This window comes from Paenibacillus sp. IHB B 3415, assembly GCF_000802655.2.
Taxonomy (GTDB): Bacteria; Bacillota; Bacilli; order Paenibacillales; family Paenibacillaceae; genus Paenibacillus_AQ; species Paenibacillus_AQ phytohabitans.
This window is the reverse complement of the sequence record NZ_JUEI01000026.1, coordinates 128,698-146,232: the sequence shown is the minus strand read 5'-3', so window position 1 is coordinate 146,232 and position 17,535 is coordinate 128,698. Positions and strand designations below refer to the sequence as shown.

Below are 17,535 nucleotides of genomic sequence, written 5' to 3'. Positions count from 1 at the left end.
ATGGCTCCTGATGAAAAAATAATTTCAAGATACATCTGTACTGCGAATCACGGCTTTGCTCCCTATGCACAAGAGGAGCTGCGCCGCCTGTTCGGAGCGGTGAAAAGTACATTGCTGCTGCCGGGTGAAGTGTTCCTGGCAACGCTGGAGGCAGAGCCTGAAGAGGTATCGCGGATGCTGGCACAGAACCTACCGATCTTCCTGCGGCATATCCAGCCGGTGCAGTTCCAGGACACAGGCGATATGTCTGCTATGGACAGGCTGGCCGTATACTTAAGCCGGCGGACAGAGCTGGAGGGTGAGAAGGTCTCGCTGCATGTCCGCAAGGGCAGCACGTCCTTCTGGGAAGACAGCCCGGGAGAGCTGCGGGAGTGGCTGCAGGGAAGGCTTGACAGTCTGGGTGCAGAATTCACCGTGCAGGAGCCGGCATGGGTGGTATCCGTATATGCAGATGGAGAAGCCCTCTATGCCGGTGTATCCCGGCCGGAAGAGAACCTCTCCAGCTGGAACGGCGGGATGATCCGCTTCCGCAAGGAGGACGGGCAGATCTCACGGGCCAAGTTCAAGCTGATGGAGGCGGAGAAGGAATTCGCCATTCCGTTCTACAGCTTCAAGAATGCGGTGGATATCGGCGCTTCCCCGGGCGGCTGGACCTCGTTCCTGCTGGAACGCGGCCTTAAGGTAACCGCTGTAGATCCGGCCCTGATGCATGAATCGCTGCGTAATTATCCTGGACTCAAGATTCTGCGTAAAAATGCCGGGGAGGTCAAATTCCGTGAGAATGAATTTGATCTGCTGGTCTGCGATATGAGCTGGAGTCCCAAGCTGATGGCGAAGCTGGTAACCGGACTGCTGCACAGTCTGAGTCCAGGCGGCACAGCCATTGTCACGGTGAAGCTGATGCATAAGAAGCCGCTGGCGATGATCAAAGAGATTATTGCGATGTTCGAAGGTGAGCGGATGCAGATTCAGCGCGCGAAGCAGCTGTTCCACAACCGCGATGAAATTACACTTTATATGATTAAATATTAATTAGGTTCATGGATAAGGGAAAGCATCCCGCTATCTGCACCGCCGGCTTCATGCCGGTACTAGGTGCTGACGGCGGATGCTTTCCCTTTTTTGTGTGACAATAAGGAGGAAAAAAGATGAATGTAGCGGGCAAGCTGACAACCGGACAAATCCTTGGAGGACGTTACTCTATTACCGGACTTATCGGTGCAGGAGGAATGAGCCGTGTATATCTGGCAGAGGATTTGCGGCTGCCGGGAAAGGTATGGGCGATTAAGGAAAGTGTGATACGGGAAGGGGGAGGACATAGCATTGGAGCCATCCAGGCAGAAGCAGAGCTGCTGATTTCACTGAATCATCCTAAGCTGCCGCGGATTGGCGATTTTTTCCCGCCGGACCGTGACGGCTATAGTTATCTGGTGATGGATTACATTGAAGGGGTAACCCTTCATCAATACATGATTGAGCATCCGGCAGCCCTTACAGGAGGGCGGATTATCAGCTATGCCAGGCAGCTGCTGGAGGTGCTGCAATATCTGCACAGTCATCGTCCGCCGATCGTCTACCGTGACCTGAAGCCCTCCAATATTATGCTGACCGGACATCATGAGCTGCGACTGATTGATTTCGGTATTGCGCGTAAGCAGAGAAACGGACCGGATGAAGACACGGAGAAGCTGGGAACCGCCGGCTTCGCTGCCCCGGAGCAATATGGCGGCGCACAGAGCAGTCCGCTGTCTGACCTGTACGGGCTGGGTGCACTGCTGCTGTACATGGCTTCCGGCGGACAATTCAGCAGCTGGCAGCCGGGAATGGAACGGAAGCTGCACAGCAGCATTCCGGACCGGTTGATTCCGGTAATCCGGCGCCTACTGCGTCATCATCCGGAGGAGCGGTACGGCAGTGCCGAGGAGGTGCTGTCAGCGCTTGAACCGCTTGAAGCCGAAGCCGCAGAGCTGACAACGCCGGAGCTTAAGCCGGATTTACAGGCTGCTTCTGTTAGGCTGCAGTCCCGGCAGACCTTAGTAGTGGCTGTGCTGGGCGTAGCTCCGGGACTGGGGACAACGCATACTTCACTGGCTGTGAGTCATTATTTGTCGCGGACTGGCCACACCGCCTGGGTGGAATGCGCTCCTGAAGCGCAAGTATTTAATCGTATTAAAGGAATGGCAGAAGTGCCTGAAAGAAGTGCCATCCATGGTGGAGTGCTGCCGGAGCATCCCTTTACCTGGAACAACGTAGATTTCTGGAAGCTTGCGCCTGCTGACGGACTACCTCAGCGGACGGGTGAGACGTATTCCTTCGTGGTTCTGGATCTGGGGACAGGCGGTTACGAAGGGGCCCTGGCCTCCTTCACAGCCAGCGGCAGGCCGGTGCTGGTGGCCTCCGGGGCGGATTGGCGGCTGGAGGATACGCTGCACTGGCTGCGCCGCAGCGGGCTAACCCCTCAGCCGGACTGGCGGATCTGTCTGCCGCTGGCCGGCGGTTCAGCGGCAGCGCTTCTGGCTTCTGCTTTGGGACAGGCCAAAGTGTGCAGCCTGCCGCTTCAGCAGGACCCTTTTCAGCTCAAAGGGAAGCTGGGTCAAGCGGTTGGAGAGATGCTTGAACTGGGAACGGATAGACGACTTCCTGCAAAAAATGGTGGAATATTTCAGAAAAAACGTTGAAATCACTACTTTTTCTGCGTGTTTTGCAGGAATTAGGCTTATTTTCTATTTCGGCGCAGGACATAGGTGTGCTAGAATGGAGTGATGTATGTGCTTAACCCGTTTCGTAATATTTATAATATAGACAGGAGCTTGCGGAGAATTTATGAGTTTACTTACTGTAGAAGACGTTTCCCACAACTTTGGGGACCGGGTATTGTTCAAGGATGTATCTTTCCGCCTGCTGGATGGAGAGCATGTAGGAATTGTTGGAGCTAACGGCGTGGGCAAGTCGACGCTGATGAATATTTTGACCGGTAAATTGTTGAAGGACAGCGGCAAATTAGAGTGGACTCCGCGTGTCCGTTACGGCTATCTCGATCAGCACACCCAGCTTACGGCAGGCAAAACGGTACGCGATGTGCTTAAAGATGCCTTCCTGCCGCTGCTGGAGCTGGAGGCAGAAATGCTGGCCATCACTGATAAAATGGGCGACGCCACTCCCGAAGAGCTGGAATTGCTGCTGGATCAGATGGGCACGATTCAGGAACAGCTGGACATCGGCGACTTTTATATGATTGATGTGAAGGTGGAGGATATGGCGGGCGGACTCGGCCTGTCGGCAATCGGTCTGGACCGGGACGTAACCAGTCTGAGCGGGGGGCAGCGGACCAAGGTTCTGCTGGCGAAGCTGCTGCTGGAGAAACCGAATGTGCTGCTGCTCGATGAGCCTACCAACTATCTCGATGTGGAGCATATTGACTGGCTGACCAATTATCTGAAGAATTATCCGTATGCCTTCATGCTGATCTCCCATGATACGGAATTTATGAATAAAATCGTGGATGTGATCTACCATCTGGAGTTCTCAAAGCTGACCCGCTATACGGCAAACTACGAGAAATTCCTGGAAATGGCGGGGATGAACAAAGCCCAGCACATTGATGCCTATGAGAAGCAGCAGGATTTCATCAAAAAGCAGGAAGACTTCATCCAGCGCAATAAAGCGCGGGCTTCCACATCGGGCCGGGCCAAGAGCCGTGAGAAGCAGCTTGGACGTCTGGAACGGATTGACCGTCCGGAAGAGGCGATGAAGCCGACCTTCCAGTTCAAAGAGAGCCGGGCCAGCGGGAAGACCGTGTTCGAAGGCGTTGACTTCGAGATCGGTTATGATCGTCCGCTGCTGCCAAGCAAGCTGAATATGATGATTGAACGCGGAGAGAAGATTGCTATTGTCGGGTACAATGGTGTCGGCAAATCTACGCTGCTCAAAACGATTCTAGGCGTAATCCCGACCTACAGCGGCAAAACCTATCTGGGGGATTACCTGAGTTCAGCGTATTTCCAGCAGGAAATGAAGGCGGAGAATATTACCCCGATTGAAGATGTATGGAATGAATTTTCAAGTCTCACCCAGAATGAAGTACGTGGCCATCTGGCACGCTGCGGGCTGAAGAATGAACATATTACCCGTCCACTTAGTATGCTGAGCGGTGGCGAGCAGGCCAAAGTCCGTCTGTGTAAGCTGCTGATGCGCGAGAGCAACTGGATTCTGTTCGATGAGCCTACGAATCACCTTGATATTGTTGCCAAGGCAGAGCTCAAACGGGCGCTGCAGGAATACAAAGGGACAATTCTCCTTGTCTCCCATGAACCGGAATTCTACGAGGATTGGGTAACGAAGGTATGGAATGTGGAGCAGTGGTCTGCTCAGACTGTATAGATGAATTACAACGTCCGGGGAGGAGCGCTGCAAGGCGCTGTTTCCCGGATTTTCATAATATAGAGTGATAAACGGAATAAACATTTTCTATTGGATAAAGGGGGCTGTTCAGGAATGGGTCCTAATGACAATGACAAACCGGCTCCGGCATCAGCGGCGGGACGGGACGGAAGGTATTCAAGACAGGTCCGCTTTAGTCCGTTCGGTGCTGCGGGGCAGCAGGGACTGGCACGTTCCAGTGTGCTGATTGTTGGAATGGGCGCACTGGGTACAGGGATTGCCGAGACTTTGGCGCGCTGCGGGGTAGGGCGGCTCATCCTTGTGGACCGTGATTATGTAGAGTGGAGCAATCTGCAGCGGCAGCAGCTGTATACGGAAGAGGATGCCCGTCTGCGGATGCCCAAAGCGGCTGCGGCCAAATCCAGACTCATGGAGATTAACTCGGAAATCGTGCTTGAAGCCCATGTGCTGGATGTGCGTGCAGAGGAGATGGAGAGCCTGCTTCCGGGAGTAGATCTGATTATGGACGGGACGGATAACTTCGACACCCGGCTGATCATGAATGACCTGGCGCAAAAACACGGCATTCCCTGGATCTATGGCGCCTGTGTCGGAAGCTACGGAATTACATACACCATCCTGCCGGGTGAAACTCCCTGTCTGAATTGTCTGCTGGGTACTATCCCGCTGGGCGGGGATACCTGTGATACTGCCGGCATTCTGCCGCAAGCTGTGCAGATGGTTACGGCGAATGGAACGGCTGAGGCGCTGAAGCTGCTCGGCGGTTACAAAGAGAAGCTGCGCGGCAAGCTGCTGACGTTCGATGTCTGGCAGAGTGAACAGCAGGAGATTGGCGTCAAGGCGGCGAAAAAAGTAGACTGTCCATCCTGCGGTGACCGTCCGGTCTATCCGTATCTGTCTGCATCCAATACTGAGCGCAGTGACGTGCTCTGCGGCCGGGATACGGTCCAGATCCGCCCGGCGCAGCGTAGAAGCCTCAATCTGCAGGAGACAGCTGTACGTCTCTCCAGGCTGAATACCGGCAAGGTGGAGAGCAATCCGTATCTGGTCTCATTTACAGAGGAGCCTTACCGTATGGTTGTGTTTGCCGACGGGAGGGCATTGATTCATGGAACCAGTGATATTGCTGCAGCACGCAGCTTCTATCACCGGTATTTCGGCTAACGAAGGGGAGAAGAGGATGAAGAACGGAACAATCAGGCATATGGCTATTTTTACATTGAAGCATGCGCCGGATTCTGCGGAGACCGCTGCCTTCCTGCAGGACGGAGCAGAGATTCTCAGCGCCATTCCGGTAGTGATGAATTTCGAGGTGCTGCGCCAGGTCAGTGTGAAATGTGATTTCCAGTATGGCTTCTCGATGGAGTTCGAAGACCAGGCGGCTTATGATGCCTATAATAGTCATCCCGAGCATCAGGCATTTGTTGCAAAACGCTGGGAGGTAGAGGTGGCTGCTTTCCAGGAGATTGATTTCGTGAATTAATCGTCATCTGTAGCCTAAGCAAAGTAAAACAAAGAGACCATTCCATGGAATGGTCTCTTTGCTTTACGGGAACTCTAAATTTCATCTGCGCCGGTACAGCCGGTGCAACGGTGGAAGGTGGGGGACTTCATTGTGAATGAAATCATTGCCTGGTATGCGCCCGGTCCGGCGCCGGAGGTGCGGGAATCTGAGGCGGAACGCAAAAAATGGGAAGAGGGGCATGCTGAACTTGAAGCCGCAATCCATGAGCTGGGTATGAAGACAGCAACAAGCGAAGATGTAGAGGATCTTCGCTTGTTGCTGTCTGGTCAAGAACCAGTGCTGCTGCTCGCAGAGCTGGGTGAACCCGGAGGCTGGTCAGGCTGGAGGGTGGTATCAGAAATGCGGGAAGAGGGGATGGTTCTGCCGGTAATGGTGATATCCGGAGGGAATGAAGAGTCGCGTGGTCCGGCAGCTGTATCAGCTTTTGATGCAGGGAGCAATGAATATATGGCGAGGCCTGTACATACCGGTGAGTTCAAATGCAGGGTGCTCAATTTATTGAAGCTTACCGGACGCCGCAGAGGAGCGGCTTCGCTGCTTAAGGTGGATGGCTTATTGCTCGATCCCAGCCGCCGGCAGGTGAGCCGGGACGGAATAGAGCTGAAGATGACCCCCAAGGAATTCGACCTGCTGTACTATCTTGCCGTTAATCTGGGTGAAATCTGTCCCAGAAACGAGATTTTACAGCAGGTATGGGGGTATCATTTTCACGCAGACACAAATGTAGTGGATGTCTACATCCGGCATATCCGTATGAAGGTAGACAAGGGCTACCGGAATAAACTGATACATACGGTACGCGGAACCGGATATGTACTGCGGGCGCCGGAGAGTGGTGCCACATGTTAAGGAATAATTAACAGCCTCTCCGGCTTTTTTTGAGAACCGTGCTTAGGGACTGCAACAAATCGTGAATGAAGCACGTTTAGTATGGAAGAGCTGATCTGATGCGTCTACAGTACGCGGCGTGCTTTCAGGTAGGTTTTTTTCCAGTTGCCCGAATTCAGATCTGAAATCGTTACTCCAGGTGAACCGTAGGTGTGGAGAATCTTACCGTTGCCTGCATAGACTGCTACATGCGTTACGTTCTTGCCTGTTGCCCGGCTTCCGCTGGAGAAGAACACCAAATCGCCGACGCGCAGGTTGGCCTTGCTCACGGATGATCCGACTTTGGATTGGGCTACGGAAGTACGCGGCAGGTTAACGCCATATTTCTTGAAAATATATTTCGTGAATGAAGAGCAGTCAAAGTATCTTGTGGTTGAAGTGGATGCACCGAACTGGTAACGCGTACCCAGATATCTTTTGCCGAAGCTGACAATACTTGAGCCGGTTGAAGATGCGGATACAGATTCTGCTGTGACAGCAGAAGAGGATACGGATGCGGCAGCAGCAGGGGCTGTGCCTGCTCCGGTTGCCATAAGGGTGCCGAGCCCGATTGTTGTGCACATTCCAATAACAATTGCTTGCTTAAACCATTGTTGCTTGTTCATGTAGTAATACCTCCCAGGTTTGTGTCTATCTTTCTAGTTTCTTTCTCTGATTCGTAGTATAGCAGGTTATCTATTTCCTAAATTATGGAGCAGAGGCTTCAAATGCAGGCTGGGACTACGTTGTAAGCGTTTTATTAAAATCTCATTAAAAGTTACAAAATATTAATATTTAGCTTAAACAGGCAGAGAAAAAAGCCGGGAAACCCTTACTGTGTAAGGAGATTCCCGGCTTTACATTTTTGAAACAAAGGTTACAGTGATGTCTCTAAAAACCTATGTAATCAGTCCTTGCTCTGGATAATTAGCAGGAGTCCGCTCTCAATGGTAACCGTTCCGCTAGCGGCGGTCAGCACATTACTTACGGCCAGAGACTGGCCCAGCTTAAGGGTGGCATTCTCCAGCGGATATTGAAAACCCTGCAGCGTAATCCCCGTAACTTCCGGTGTCAAAGGCAGCAAAGAGACATAAGTATACCCTCGTTCCTCGACTACAGCACGAGAGCCGGTCAGCGTAATATAGTTATTCGCATCCCTAATAGAACAGGCGACCTGACGCTGCAGTGCCCGGGTCATCATCTGGATACTGGCCAGTGTATGGTCCATACGGGTTCCGGTTACACCCATAAGAAGAATGGACTCAGGCTGAGTATTCAGGGCAAGATCCAGCGCCATTTCACTGTCCGTCAGGTCCTTGTTGACCGGATCGCAGCTGATGGTTTCCTTGCTTCCCGCCTGTATCTGCAGCAGCGCTTCGGGGGAGACAGAATCGAAATCTCCGACGGCAATATCAGGTGTATATCCGTGATCAATCAGGAAAAGAGCCCCCCGGTCCGCTCCGATAATAAAATCCTCTTCATCTAATAGGTGCAAACAATCCGGCGATAGCTCACCGCCTGCAAATATGACAACACGCCCAGATGGCAATATGATCCCCTCCTTGTTGTGGCTATTAAGTTAGTCACCCTGAACAGTATAATGCAGTTTGAAAAGTTGTACAATTGCTGCCATAACGCTAAAATGAAGTCAGATGCATTTCGCCGCAAGATTCATCCGCGGATTGGAAGGCATAAATGGTCACGGGAGGTGAGAGAGATCGTAAACGTGTTATTCGTATGTCTGGGCAATATTTGCCGATCGCCGATGGCTGAAGCAGTTCTGCGCCACAAAATAGAGCAGCGGCATTTGTCCAGTCAAATCGCTGTAGATTCAGCCGGAACCGGAGACTGGCATATCGGCAAGGTGCCGCATGAGGGCACAAGAGGGATTCTGGATCTGCATGGAATCAGCTATGAGCACATGACAGCCCGGCTGGTGGGCGGCGATGATTTTGAGAAGTTTCAATATATAATCTGCATGGACAAGTCCAATGGGGACAATGTTCGCAAAATCCCCGGAGGCGAGAACTCTAAGCTGTTGTTCTTCATGGATCTGCTGCCGGACGAGGAGCTTCGTGAAGTGCCGGACCCGTATTTTACCGGAAATTTCGAGCAGGTATATGATCTGGTGAATGCCGGCTGTGAAGTGCTGCTGGAACGTATTATTACCGAGAAGCTGGAGCAGGCATAGATCCGCAGCCGGACCGGTTGCCGTCCTTACATTTAAGGACGGGCACCGTATGCCCGCCCTGTACTGAAAGCGCACTCACCTGCACAACATACATAAGTTCGGAAGATGTTCACTTTTTAGGCCTTAAAAGCTGTTTCAGCGGTTGAAGAAATAGAGTAATGATTCCGGTAGCTCTTTTTGCCAGAATCCCCAGAGATGGCGGCCGTCCTTCTCACGGTAGGATACGGTGGCTCCCCTTGACTCCAGCATCGCTTTGGTTTCCCTGTTCATTTCTACGAAATCGTAGATTCCGGTATCAGTCTTATAGTCCCGCTCCTGCAGACCGACGACCATATTGATCTGAAGCCAGGAGAGATCATCTTCCTGTTCCAGCTGCCGGCGGGTTTCGGGGTAATAGGCGCCAGAGAGGCTGAGCACACGGTTGAATAAGGCCGGATAAGCCAGGGCAAGATGCAGGGAGACACTGCCGCCCAGGGAATCGCCGGCGATGATTCGTTCTTCCGGCGTACGCCGTACAGGATAATTATGTTCAATGAAGGGAATAATCTCTTCGGCGAAGCATGCAAGGTACTGCTTGAAGCGGCTGCCAAATGGAGCGTACTCTTCGGTGCGGACAGCTACGTTCACTTCAACACCCACTATAATGAAGGGATCCACATCCTGCTCCAGAATCAGCTGCCCGGCAAGCGTAGCGATCCGGCCGAAGTTGAAGAATTCTTCCCCGTCCTGGCAGTAGACCACCGGATAACTGAGGACCTCGTTATAGCCGGGAGGAAGATAAATGCGCAGCTTGCGTTCCTCCTGCAGATGCTCGCTCCACAGTGTTTGTTTCACTATTGTACGTTTCAGAAAAACAGGTTCGCTCATTGTCCAATCGTCACCTTTCGTGTCGGATTTTTGCATTAGACTAAGTGTTACGTTAAAATTACCCAAGCGGCAAATGTGGGATATATCATTTACTTGAATAATATCCTTCCATCTGTTATAGGATATTCAAAAGCCTGTTATACATACAAAATTTATGGAAACATAAATTTTATGCGTATTTCTTTGACGAAACAGCTACAACAGGTGTATAATAATTCTATAACAGAGACCACTGATATTCAAATTTTTTTATTGAGGTGAAGATAATGACTAGAGTTCCTTATGAAGTGTATACAGAGGACGTTGAAGCCCTTTCGGTACTTTCCCCGGATGGAGAAGTTATCAACAAGGAAATGATGCCTGATCTTACGGATGACCAACTGAAAGAAATTATGTACCGTATGGTATTTACCCGTACTTGGGATGACCGTGCCGTCAACCTGGGCCGTCAAGGCCGTCTCGGCTTCTATGCACCGGTATCCGGTCAGGAAGCTACGATGATCGGCAGCGAGTTCGCTTTGCAGAAGGAAGATTTCGTCTGCCCGGGCTACCGCGATATTCCACAGCTGGTATGGCATGGACTTCCATTATATCAGGCTTTCCTGTATTCCCGCGGACATCAGCACGGCGGACAGATTCCTGAAGGCGTAAATGTACTTATGCCGCAGATCATTATCGGAGCACAGATCCTGCATGCTACCGGTATTGCAATGGGCTTCAAATTGAAGAAACAAGCTAATGTAGCTATTACTTATACTGGTGACGGCGGTTCATCCGAAGGTGACTTCTATGAAGGCCTTAACTATGCAGGTGTCTTCAAACTTCCTGTCATCTTCTTTGTTCAGAACAACGGCTATGCGATTACAACTCCGTTCGCGAAGCAGACGGCAGCTAAATCGATCGCCCACAAAGCGGTTGCAGCAGGTATTCCCGGAATCAAGATCGATGGTATGGACGTATTCGCGGTAATCTCCGCTGTTCAACAGGCCGCTGAACGTGCCCGTAAAGGCGAAGGCGCGACATTGATTGAAGCCGTAACATACCGTTTCCGTCCGCATTCCCTGTCCGATGATGCCAGTAAATACCGCTCCAAGGAAGAAGAAGGACAATGGAATGAGAAAGATCCGATTGCCCGTCTTGCCAAGTACCTGGAGAAAAAAGGCCTTTGGACCGAAGAAGACACTCTGCGCGTAAGAGAAGAAGCGAAAGCAACTGTGAACGAGCAGATTAAAAAAGCAGAACAGACCGAAAAAATGACCATTCCCGGCTTGATCGACAGCATGTTCGAGGTAACTCCGAAACATCTTGAAGAACAAAAAGCCGATTTTGAATAAGGGGGATATCAGGCAATGGCACAGATGAATATGAAAGAAGCAATTCGTGACGCAATGCGCGTTGAACTGACTCGTGACCCCAATGTTCTTATCTTCGGAGAGGATGTTGGTAATGTAGGCGGCGTGTTCCGTGTAACGGAAGGGCTGCAAAAGGAATTTGGCGAGGAGCGTATCTTCGATACTCCGCTGGCTGAATCTGCAATCGGAGGTTTGGCTTTCGGTCTCGGCGTGCAGGGTTTCCGTCCGGTTGCCGAAATCCAGTTCGTAGGCTTCATCTTCGAAGCACTTGATCAAATCGTCATTCAGGCTGCGCGCCTGCGCTGGCGTTCCGGGGGCAGATACAATGCTCCTGTAGTCTTCCGCACTCCATTCGGCGGCGGCGTCAAAGCAGCCGAACTTCATACCGATTCCCTGGAAGGCCTGATTGCCCAGAGCCCGGGTATCAAGGTTGTTATTCCTTCCAATCCATACGATGCCAAGGGACTGCTGATCGCTTCGATCCGCGACAATGACCCTGTATTCTTCATGGAGCACTTGAACCTGTACCATGCTTTCCGTGCAGAAGTGCCTGAAGGTGAATACACCGTTGAATTGGGTAAAGCTAATGTAGTACGCGAAGGAACTGATGTCTCAATCATCACTTACGGCCTGATGGTACATACTGCTACCAAAGCGGCCGATCAGCTCGAAAAAGACGGCATCAAAGCCGAAATTATCGACTTGCGTACGGTTAGCCCGATTGATATAGATACAATTGTTGCTTCTATTAAGAAGACCAACCGTGCCATTGTAGTCCAAGAAGCACAAAAGAGCTCCGGCGTAGCCGCAGAAGTCATTGCTCAAATTAATGAAAAAGCTCTGCTGCATCTTGAAGCTCCTGTGCTTCGTGTAGCTGGCCCTGATACAATCTTCCCGTTCGCACAAATCGAGGATTCCTGGATTCCTACACCGGCGCGTGTCATTGCGGCAGTGAAGAAAGTAATGGAATTCTAAGAGAAATGACCTTGCCGTCCTTGCAAAAGGGCGGCACCCGTTTCTGCAATACATTGTACTGCTTGCAAGCTAAGCGTATGCAAACATAACTTTTAGGAGGTTATCAAGGTGGCAAAATTTGAGTACCGGTTCCCTGAGCTGGGCGAAGGTCTGCATGAAGGCGAAATTATCAAAATGCATATCAAAGCCGGCGACAAAGTAACCGATGACGATATCGTAATGGAAGTTCAGAATGACAAGGCAGTAGTAGAGGTTCCTTGTCCGGTTAACGGCACAGTGCTTGAAGTCTTCACCAAAGACGGCCAGGTATGCCGCGTAGGTGAAGTTGTGGCAATTATTGATGCAGAAGGCGAAGTTCCTGAACAGGAAGGCGGCCATCCTGCAGAACAGGCTTCCCAGGAAGCCGATGCAGCTAAGGGCGGAGCAGATACAACATCATCTCCGGCAGCCAGCAGCCCTGCAACAGGCGGAACTAGCAACTTTGAATATAAGTTCCCTGAACTTGGCGAAGGTCTGCATGAAGGGGAAATCATCAAGATGCATATCAAGGTTGGCGACAAAATCACCGACGATGATATCATCATGGAAGTCCAGAATGATAAGGCTGTAGTTGAAGTTCCTTCTCCTGTCAACGGTACAGTAGTAGAAGTGTTCACCAAAGACGGTCAAGTATGCCGTGTAGGCGAAGTAGTGGCAATCATTGCTGCAGAAGGTGATGTTCCTCAGCAGGAAGGCGGCCATGCAGAAGCGTCTGGCGCGCAGGCAGCAGCTCCTTCCCAGGCTCCGGCAGTAGCGGCAGCAGCTCCGGCTCCTAACCGTGAAGTGCTGGCAACCCCTAGCGTACGCAAATTTGCCCGTGACAAGAGTGTTGACATCTCTCAGGTAAATGGCTCCGGCAAGAACGGCAAGATCACACTTGAAGATGTAGAAGCCTTCCTGAAGGGCGGATCAACAGCACCTGCGGCATCGGCTCCGGCGGCAACAGCTGCACCTGCAGCAGCAACAGAAGCTCCAAAAGCTAAGGCAGCAGCTGCACCAGCAGCTTCCGGCAATGCAAACCTGGAAGAAGAACGCGTACCATTCAAGGGTATCCGTAAAGCCATTGCCAATGCTATGGTTAAATCGGCATACACAGCACCGCATGTTACCATTATGGACGAAGTGGATGTTACTGAGCTGGTAGCCTTCCGCGCCCGCATGAAACCTGTAGCCGAGAAGAAAGGCGTGAAGGTAACTTACCTTCCGTTCATCGTGAAGGCACTCGTTGCAGCTTCCCGTCAATTCCCTGCGCTTAACGCTATGATTGATGAAGCAACGAACGAAATTGTCTACAAGAAATACTACAACATCGGTATCGCTACAGATACAGACAACGGTCTGATCGTTCCTGTAATCAAAGACGCTGACCGCAAGAGCATCTGGATGATCGCAAGCGCGATTACAGATCTGGCAGTCCGCGGACGCGACGGCAAACTGGCTCCGAATGAAATGAAAGGCAGCACCATCTCGATCAGCAATATCGGTTCCGCAGGCGGTATGTTCTTCACTCCAATTATCAACTTCCCTGAAGTTGCAATTTTGGGTACAGGACGCATCACTGAGAAGCCGGTTGTTAAGAATGGCGAAATCGTCGCTGCTCCGGTTATGGCCCTGTCCCTGAGCTTTGACCACCGTATTATCGATGGTGCAACCGCTCAGAACTTCATGAATTACATTAAGACCCTGCTTGCAAATCCTGATATGTTAGTTATGGAGGTGTAATAAATGGTAGTCGGAGACGCTTCAATCGAAATCGACACATTGGTAATTGGTGCAGGTCCCGGCGGGTATGTGGCGGCAATCCGTGCCGCCCAGCTTGGCCAAAAGGTGATCATTGTAGATAAATCGGAACTCGGCGGCGTGTGCTTGAACCGCGGCTGTATTCCTTCCAAGGCGCTGATCTCGGCAGCTCATCAATTCGAGGCTGCTCAGCACGGCGAAGTATTCGGTGTTACCGCCGAGAACGTCAAAGTGGACTGGGCCAAAACCCAGGAGTTCAAAAACGGCGTTGTCAAAAGAATGACTTCAGGGGTAACCAGCCTGATGAAAGGCAACAAAATTGAAGTATTCAGCGGTGAAGCTATGTTCATCAGCACAAACGAAGCCCGTTTGTTCAATGATCATGAATCCCCGCGCTACAAATTCAACAACTGTATCATCGCGACGGGCTCCCGTCCGATTGAGCTGAAGCCATTCCCGTTCGGCGGACGCATTCTGTCCTCGACTGAAGCGCTTGATCTGCCGGAAATTCCGAAGAGCATGATTGTTATCGGCGGCGGCTATATCGGCGCAGAGCTTGGCCAGATGTACTCCAAATTCGGAACCAAAGTAACCATCATTGAAGGTCTGGACACTGTTCTGCCTGGCTTTGACAAAGACATGACCCGTCTGGTTGCCAAGAATATGGCGAAGACCGGTATTGAAATTGTGACTAACGCCAAAGCTGAAAGTGCTGTTCAGAACGACAAGGAAGTAACCGTGAAGTACTCCGTGGGCGGCGAGTCCAAAGAAGTGACTGCCGATTACCTGCTGGTTACTGTAGGCCGTCGTCCTAACACTGACGGTGAACTGGGTCTGGATCTGATCGGTGTTGAGCTGGACGAACGCGGTCTGGTCAAAGTCGACCACCAGGGACGCACTAATATTCCTAATATCTTTGCCATCGGCGACATCGTTCCCGGTCTTGCTCTGGCACATAAGGCTTCTTACGAAGGTAAAATTGCTGCTGAAGCAATCTCCGGTCACAAATCGGTTGTTGACTACAAGGTTATGCCTGCAGTAGTGTTCACAGATCCTGAATGCTCCAGCGTAGGCCTGACTGAGAAAGAAGCGAAGGACAAGGGCTATGCTGTGAAGAGCGGCAAATTCCCGTTCGCAGGCAACGGCCGTGCCGTTTCCCTGAATGCTCCGGAAGGCTTCATCAAGATTGTAGCTAAGAGCGACAACAATCAGGTGCTCGGCGCGCAAATCGTCGGTATCGAAGCTTCCAACCTGATCGCTGAGCTGGGTCTGGCCATTGAAATGGGCGCTACGCTCGAAGATATCGCCCTGACCATCCACGCGCATCCAACCCTTGGCGAAATCGTCATGGAAGCGGCTGAGCTGGTAGAAGGACACCCGATTCACGTGATTAAATAATAATTTAACGCTTGCTCTGCAAGTATATTGAGTAAGGATGTCTTTGAAGCCATGATATGGCTGACGGGACATCCTTATTTTTGCTTCCGTTTATAGCTGGGAGGTACAAGTGGCGAGCTTCCATTCTTCTAAAAAATGGCGAGAGCAACCGTTCAAATTCGGATTGTATAATCTCGTTGCTTACACTAAGATCTGTGAAAAAATCATCCACCAAACGGTTCACAATCTTCGTGTCAAAAAAGACCGCAGATCCATATTTGTGCTGCCGGAGCAGGCCAAGTCATCTGAAATCAATATTTTGGCATGGAGAAACCCTTTCTGAAAGTAATAAAACCTAACCCCAACTGCACTAATTCGTGCACATAGGATATAGTACAGTTGTAAACAAGTTTTTTATCAGGAGTAGAGGGGATAATGATGCGAACGTCTACTCCCCCCATAATGGCCGTTTCTGTGGCTAACATGACACCGGGATCGGGGATGAAGTAAGGCGTCTCCATGTAAATTCGTTTCTTTGCCGAAACGATGAGGGAGAAAATAAGCCCTTGGATGTTCTCATCCGGACTGCTCTTCACGATTTGGACAAATTCCTGTCCACGACTGTCCTGAACTGGAAAAAAGTTGCATCGGTAAGTAATATCCCTTTTACCATATACCAATCGGTCAAAAAGGTATACTGTATCCACAGCACAGCATCGCCCTTCAAGCTGAAATGAGTATCACGCCTGTACCCCACAGCGGGATCTTTCCCCAAGTACTCGTCTCCGATATTCAAACTGCCAAAAAATTCGATTTTACCGACAATCACTACGATTTTACGATGGTTGCGGTAATTGAGCCGTCTATTAAAAAACCGTTCATTAGAGGAGAAAAACAACCGATCTCCACGCCAGCATGCTGCAGACGTTTAATATAAGACTTTCCCAAGCCGCGGCTGCCTATCCCATCAAACAACAGCGCACGTTAACTCCTTCCTGCGCTTTTTGGATCAGCACCTTTTCAAACCAGATACCCAAATCATCCTCCCGGATAATGTAAACCTCAATATGTATATGCTGCTTGGCCGCGGCAATCGATTCCAGAATCGCCTCAAAGGCTTGTTCTGATTCACTGTATACTATCGTTTCATTGCAAGCAGTGATGGGGACGGACAGTTTTTTTTGGAGAAAAGCTTCGAACTGGTTATTTATTACAGTGTCATTCACAGGTCTGTTTTTCTGCGCCCGCTGATTGCAGCGAAGAATGAGCTCTGTCTTGAGTGCTTCCTGGCGTCTATATTCATCCGGGCTAAGGATGGGATGGCGGGTATATTTTTTCGCCATTAAATAATAGGCCAGAAATCCAATCAGCGGAATCATAAATTGAATCATTAGCCAAGCTGCCGCTTTGTCCGGGCGACGGTATTCGATGATAACAATGGTAATGTTTTGGATGATGAATATCGAGAAAGCCAGAATGATCCAGATCAATGGTTCAATCTCCTTTTCAATTGTGTATGATGTATCGGACCATGCAATTGCGCATATGACCAGTGCCGTTCATCAATTTGGTGACATTGATGTAATTTGCGACATAGGAGGCGGATCAGTTCGGAATTCCGGTACAAGAGTATGCGTATACTGCTTTCAGTGCGGGGCTGAGCCCCAACTTTTCCTATGGCTACGCGGTATTTCTGGATGCGGATCGGGTGAATTTTCAAAATCCAAAGAGGAATTGCTCGCCGGACTCGCTCTTGTTCTTCCGAAAAACGTATGGCAATACGTAGTGCAGATTCCACGAATGGCTGAGCTTGGCCGCAAGTTTGTCCTGCAGGGCGGAACCCAATATAATCTGGCAGCAGTCAAGACCCAGGTCGATTATATTAAGCGCCGGGTCCCCGATGCCGAAGCATGGGTTCATCCGCATTCGGGGGAAGCGGGTGCGATCGGCACGGCTATGGAAACATTGCGCACGGTGAATCGGCGGGGCTATTCTACCTTTCTAGGACTGAATGCCACTATTGATCTCCGTTACATAAGCCGTAATGAAGAATCGACCCGCTGTCAGTTTTGTCCCAACCGCGGACCTGACCGTCGCTCAGATCCCGATAAAACGCGGTTGGTTTGGGCATCCCGGAAGGCGGAAACAGCCCAAAACGCGTCAGTTTGACCGTTCTTCCACGGAAGACATGAAGCGGCGGA

The 17,535-nt window shown here is 50.8% G+C and carries 17 protein-coding genes and 1 pseudogene; 12 read left to right on the top strand and 6 right to left on the bottom strand.

The window, feature by feature from the left end:
- From QW71_RS14360 to QW71_RS14335, 6 genes are all read left to right on the top strand, one after another.
- Window positions 1-1,032 (top strand): SAM-dependent methyltransferase, encoded by a 1,032-nt coding sequence (locus tag QW71_RS14360; protein WP_039299333.1) that lies wholly within the window; start codon window positions 1-3, stop codon window positions 1,030-1,032.
- A 116-nt stretch (window positions 1,033-1,148) separates the two neighbouring features.
- Window positions 1,149-2,678: a serine/threonine-protein kinase gene (locus QW71_RS14355; RefSeq protein WP_039299169.1), complete on the top strand. Its 1,530-nt coding sequence runs from the start codon at window positions 1,149-1,151 to the stop codon at window positions 2,676-2,678.
- Between the two features lie 145 nt (window positions 2,679-2,823).
- Window positions 2,824-4,380, top strand: a complete 1,557-nt coding sequence (locus tag QW71_RS14350) for an ABC-F family ATP-binding cassette domain-containing protein (RefSeq protein WP_039299166.1) — start codon at window positions 2,824-2,826, stop codon at window positions 4,378-4,380.
- 114 nt (window positions 4,381-4,494) lie between these two features.
- On the top strand, window positions 4,495-5,565 hold the full coding sequence (locus tag QW71_RS14345) for a ThiF family adenylyltransferase (protein WP_039299164.1): 1,071 nt from the start codon (window positions 4,495-4,497) through the stop codon (window positions 5,563-5,565).
- Window positions 5,510-5,884 carry a Dabb family protein gene (locus QW71_RS14340; RefSeq protein WP_306766040.1) on the top strand — a complete coding sequence of 125 codons (375 nt, stop codon included), beginning with the start codon at window positions 5,510-5,512 and terminating at the stop codon, window positions 5,882-5,884. The genes QW71_RS14345 and QW71_RS14340 overlap by 56 nt, the downstream gene beginning before the upstream one ends.
- Window positions 5,885-6,016: 132 nt before the next feature.
- Window positions 6,017-6,775, top strand: a complete 759-nt coding sequence (locus QW71_RS14335) for a response regulator transcription factor (RefSeq protein ID WP_052770033.1) — start codon at window positions 6,017-6,019, stop codon at window positions 6,773-6,775.
- Window positions 6,776-6,879: 104 nt separating this feature from the next.
- On the opposite strand, the pseudogene QW71_RS42200 reads toward QW71_RS14335, so the two are convergent.
- A pseudogene (locus tag QW71_RS42200) lies at window positions 6,880-7,161 on the bottom strand (C40 family peptidase); the annotation flags it as partial.
- Window positions 7,162-7,700: 539 nt separating this feature from the next.
- Window positions 7,701-8,342, bottom strand: coding sequence for a thiamine diphosphokinase (locus QW71_RS14325; protein ID WP_039299159.1), 642 nt, complete (start codon window positions 8,340-8,342; stop codon window positions 7,701-7,703).
- 168 nt (window positions 8,343-8,510) lie between these two features.
- On the opposite strand from QW71_RS14325, the gene QW71_RS14320 reads away from it, so the two are divergent.
- Window positions 8,511-8,984 (top strand): low molecular weight protein-tyrosine-phosphatase, encoded by a 474-nt coding sequence (locus QW71_RS14320; protein ID WP_039299328.1) that lies wholly within the window; start codon window positions 8,511-8,513, stop codon window positions 8,982-8,984.
- Window positions 8,985-9,119: 135 nt separating this feature from the next.
- Here QW71_RS14320 and QW71_RS14315 read toward each other — a convergent pair whose 3' ends face one another.
- Window positions 9,120-9,851, bottom strand: a complete 732-nt coding sequence (locus tag QW71_RS14315) for an esterase family protein (protein WP_039299156.1) — start codon at window positions 9,849-9,851, stop codon at window positions 9,120-9,122.
- 266 nt (window positions 9,852-10,117) lie between these two features.
- Here QW71_RS14315 and pdhA point away from each other — a divergent pair, with 266 nt between their 5' ends.
- The 4 genes from pdhA to lpdA all read left to right on the top strand — a co-directional run bounded on the left by pdhA (window position 10,118) and on the right by lpdA (window position 15,355).
- On the top strand, window positions 10,118-11,185 hold the full coding sequence (gene pdhA / locus QW71_RS14310) for a pyruvate dehydrogenase (acetyl-transferring) E1 component subunit alpha (protein WP_039299153.1): 1,068 nt from the start codon (window positions 10,118-10,120) through the stop codon (window positions 11,183-11,185).
- A 15-nt stretch (window positions 11,186-11,200) separates the two neighbouring features.
- Window positions 11,201-12,178 carry an alpha-ketoacid dehydrogenase subunit beta gene (locus tag QW71_RS14305; RefSeq protein WP_039299148.1) on the top strand — a complete coding sequence of 326 codons (978 nt, stop codon included), beginning with the start codon at window positions 11,201-11,203 and terminating at the stop codon, window positions 12,176-12,178.
- Between the two features lie 108 nt (window positions 12,179-12,286).
- Window positions 12,287-13,939 (top strand): 2-oxo acid dehydrogenase subunit E2, encoded by a 1,653-nt coding sequence (locus QW71_RS14300; protein ID WP_039299146.1) that lies wholly within the window; start codon window positions 12,287-12,289, stop codon window positions 13,937-13,939.
- Between the two features lie 3 nt (window positions 13,940-13,942).
- Window positions 13,943-15,355: a dihydrolipoyl dehydrogenase gene (gene lpdA, locus QW71_RS14295; RefSeq protein WP_039299144.1), complete on the top strand. Its 1,413-nt coding sequence runs from the start codon at window positions 13,943-13,945 to the stop codon at window positions 15,353-15,355.
- 219 nt (window positions 15,356-15,574) lie between these two features.
- On the opposite strand, the gene QW71_RS42195 is transcribed toward lpdA, so the two are convergent.
- The 3 genes from QW71_RS42195 to QW71_RS38005 all read right to left on the bottom strand — a co-directional run bounded on the left by QW71_RS42195 (window position 15,575) and on the right by QW71_RS38005 (window position 16,824).
- On the bottom strand, window positions 15,575-15,649 hold the full coding sequence (locus tag QW71_RS42195; protein WP_373604766.1) for a hypothetical protein: 75 nt from the start codon (window positions 15,647-15,649) through the stop codon (window positions 15,575-15,577).
- Window positions 15,646-15,930, bottom strand: coding sequence for a phospholipase D-like domain-containing protein (locus QW71_RS38015; protein WP_052770032.1), 285 nt, complete (start codon window positions 15,928-15,930; stop codon window positions 15,646-15,648). Before QW71_RS38015 ends, QW71_RS42195 begins: the two co-directional genes overlap by 4 nt.
- Window positions 15,931-16,293: 363 nt before the next feature.
- A complete protein-coding gene (locus tag QW71_RS38005; RefSeq protein ID WP_052770030.1) occupies window positions 16,294-16,824 on the bottom strand; it encodes a hypothetical protein in 531 nt (176 codons plus the stop codon).
- Here QW71_RS38005 and QW71_RS41980 point away from each other — a divergent pair.
- On the top strand, window positions 16,787-17,503 hold the full coding sequence (locus tag QW71_RS41980) for a BadF/BadG/BcrA/BcrD ATPase family protein (protein ID WP_306766039.1): 717 nt from the start codon (window positions 16,787-16,789) through the stop codon (window positions 17,501-17,503). The two genes, QW71_RS38005 and QW71_RS41980, sit on opposite strands and share 38 nt — an antisense overlap.
- The last annotated feature ends 32 nt before the right edge of the window (window positions 17,504-17,535 follow it).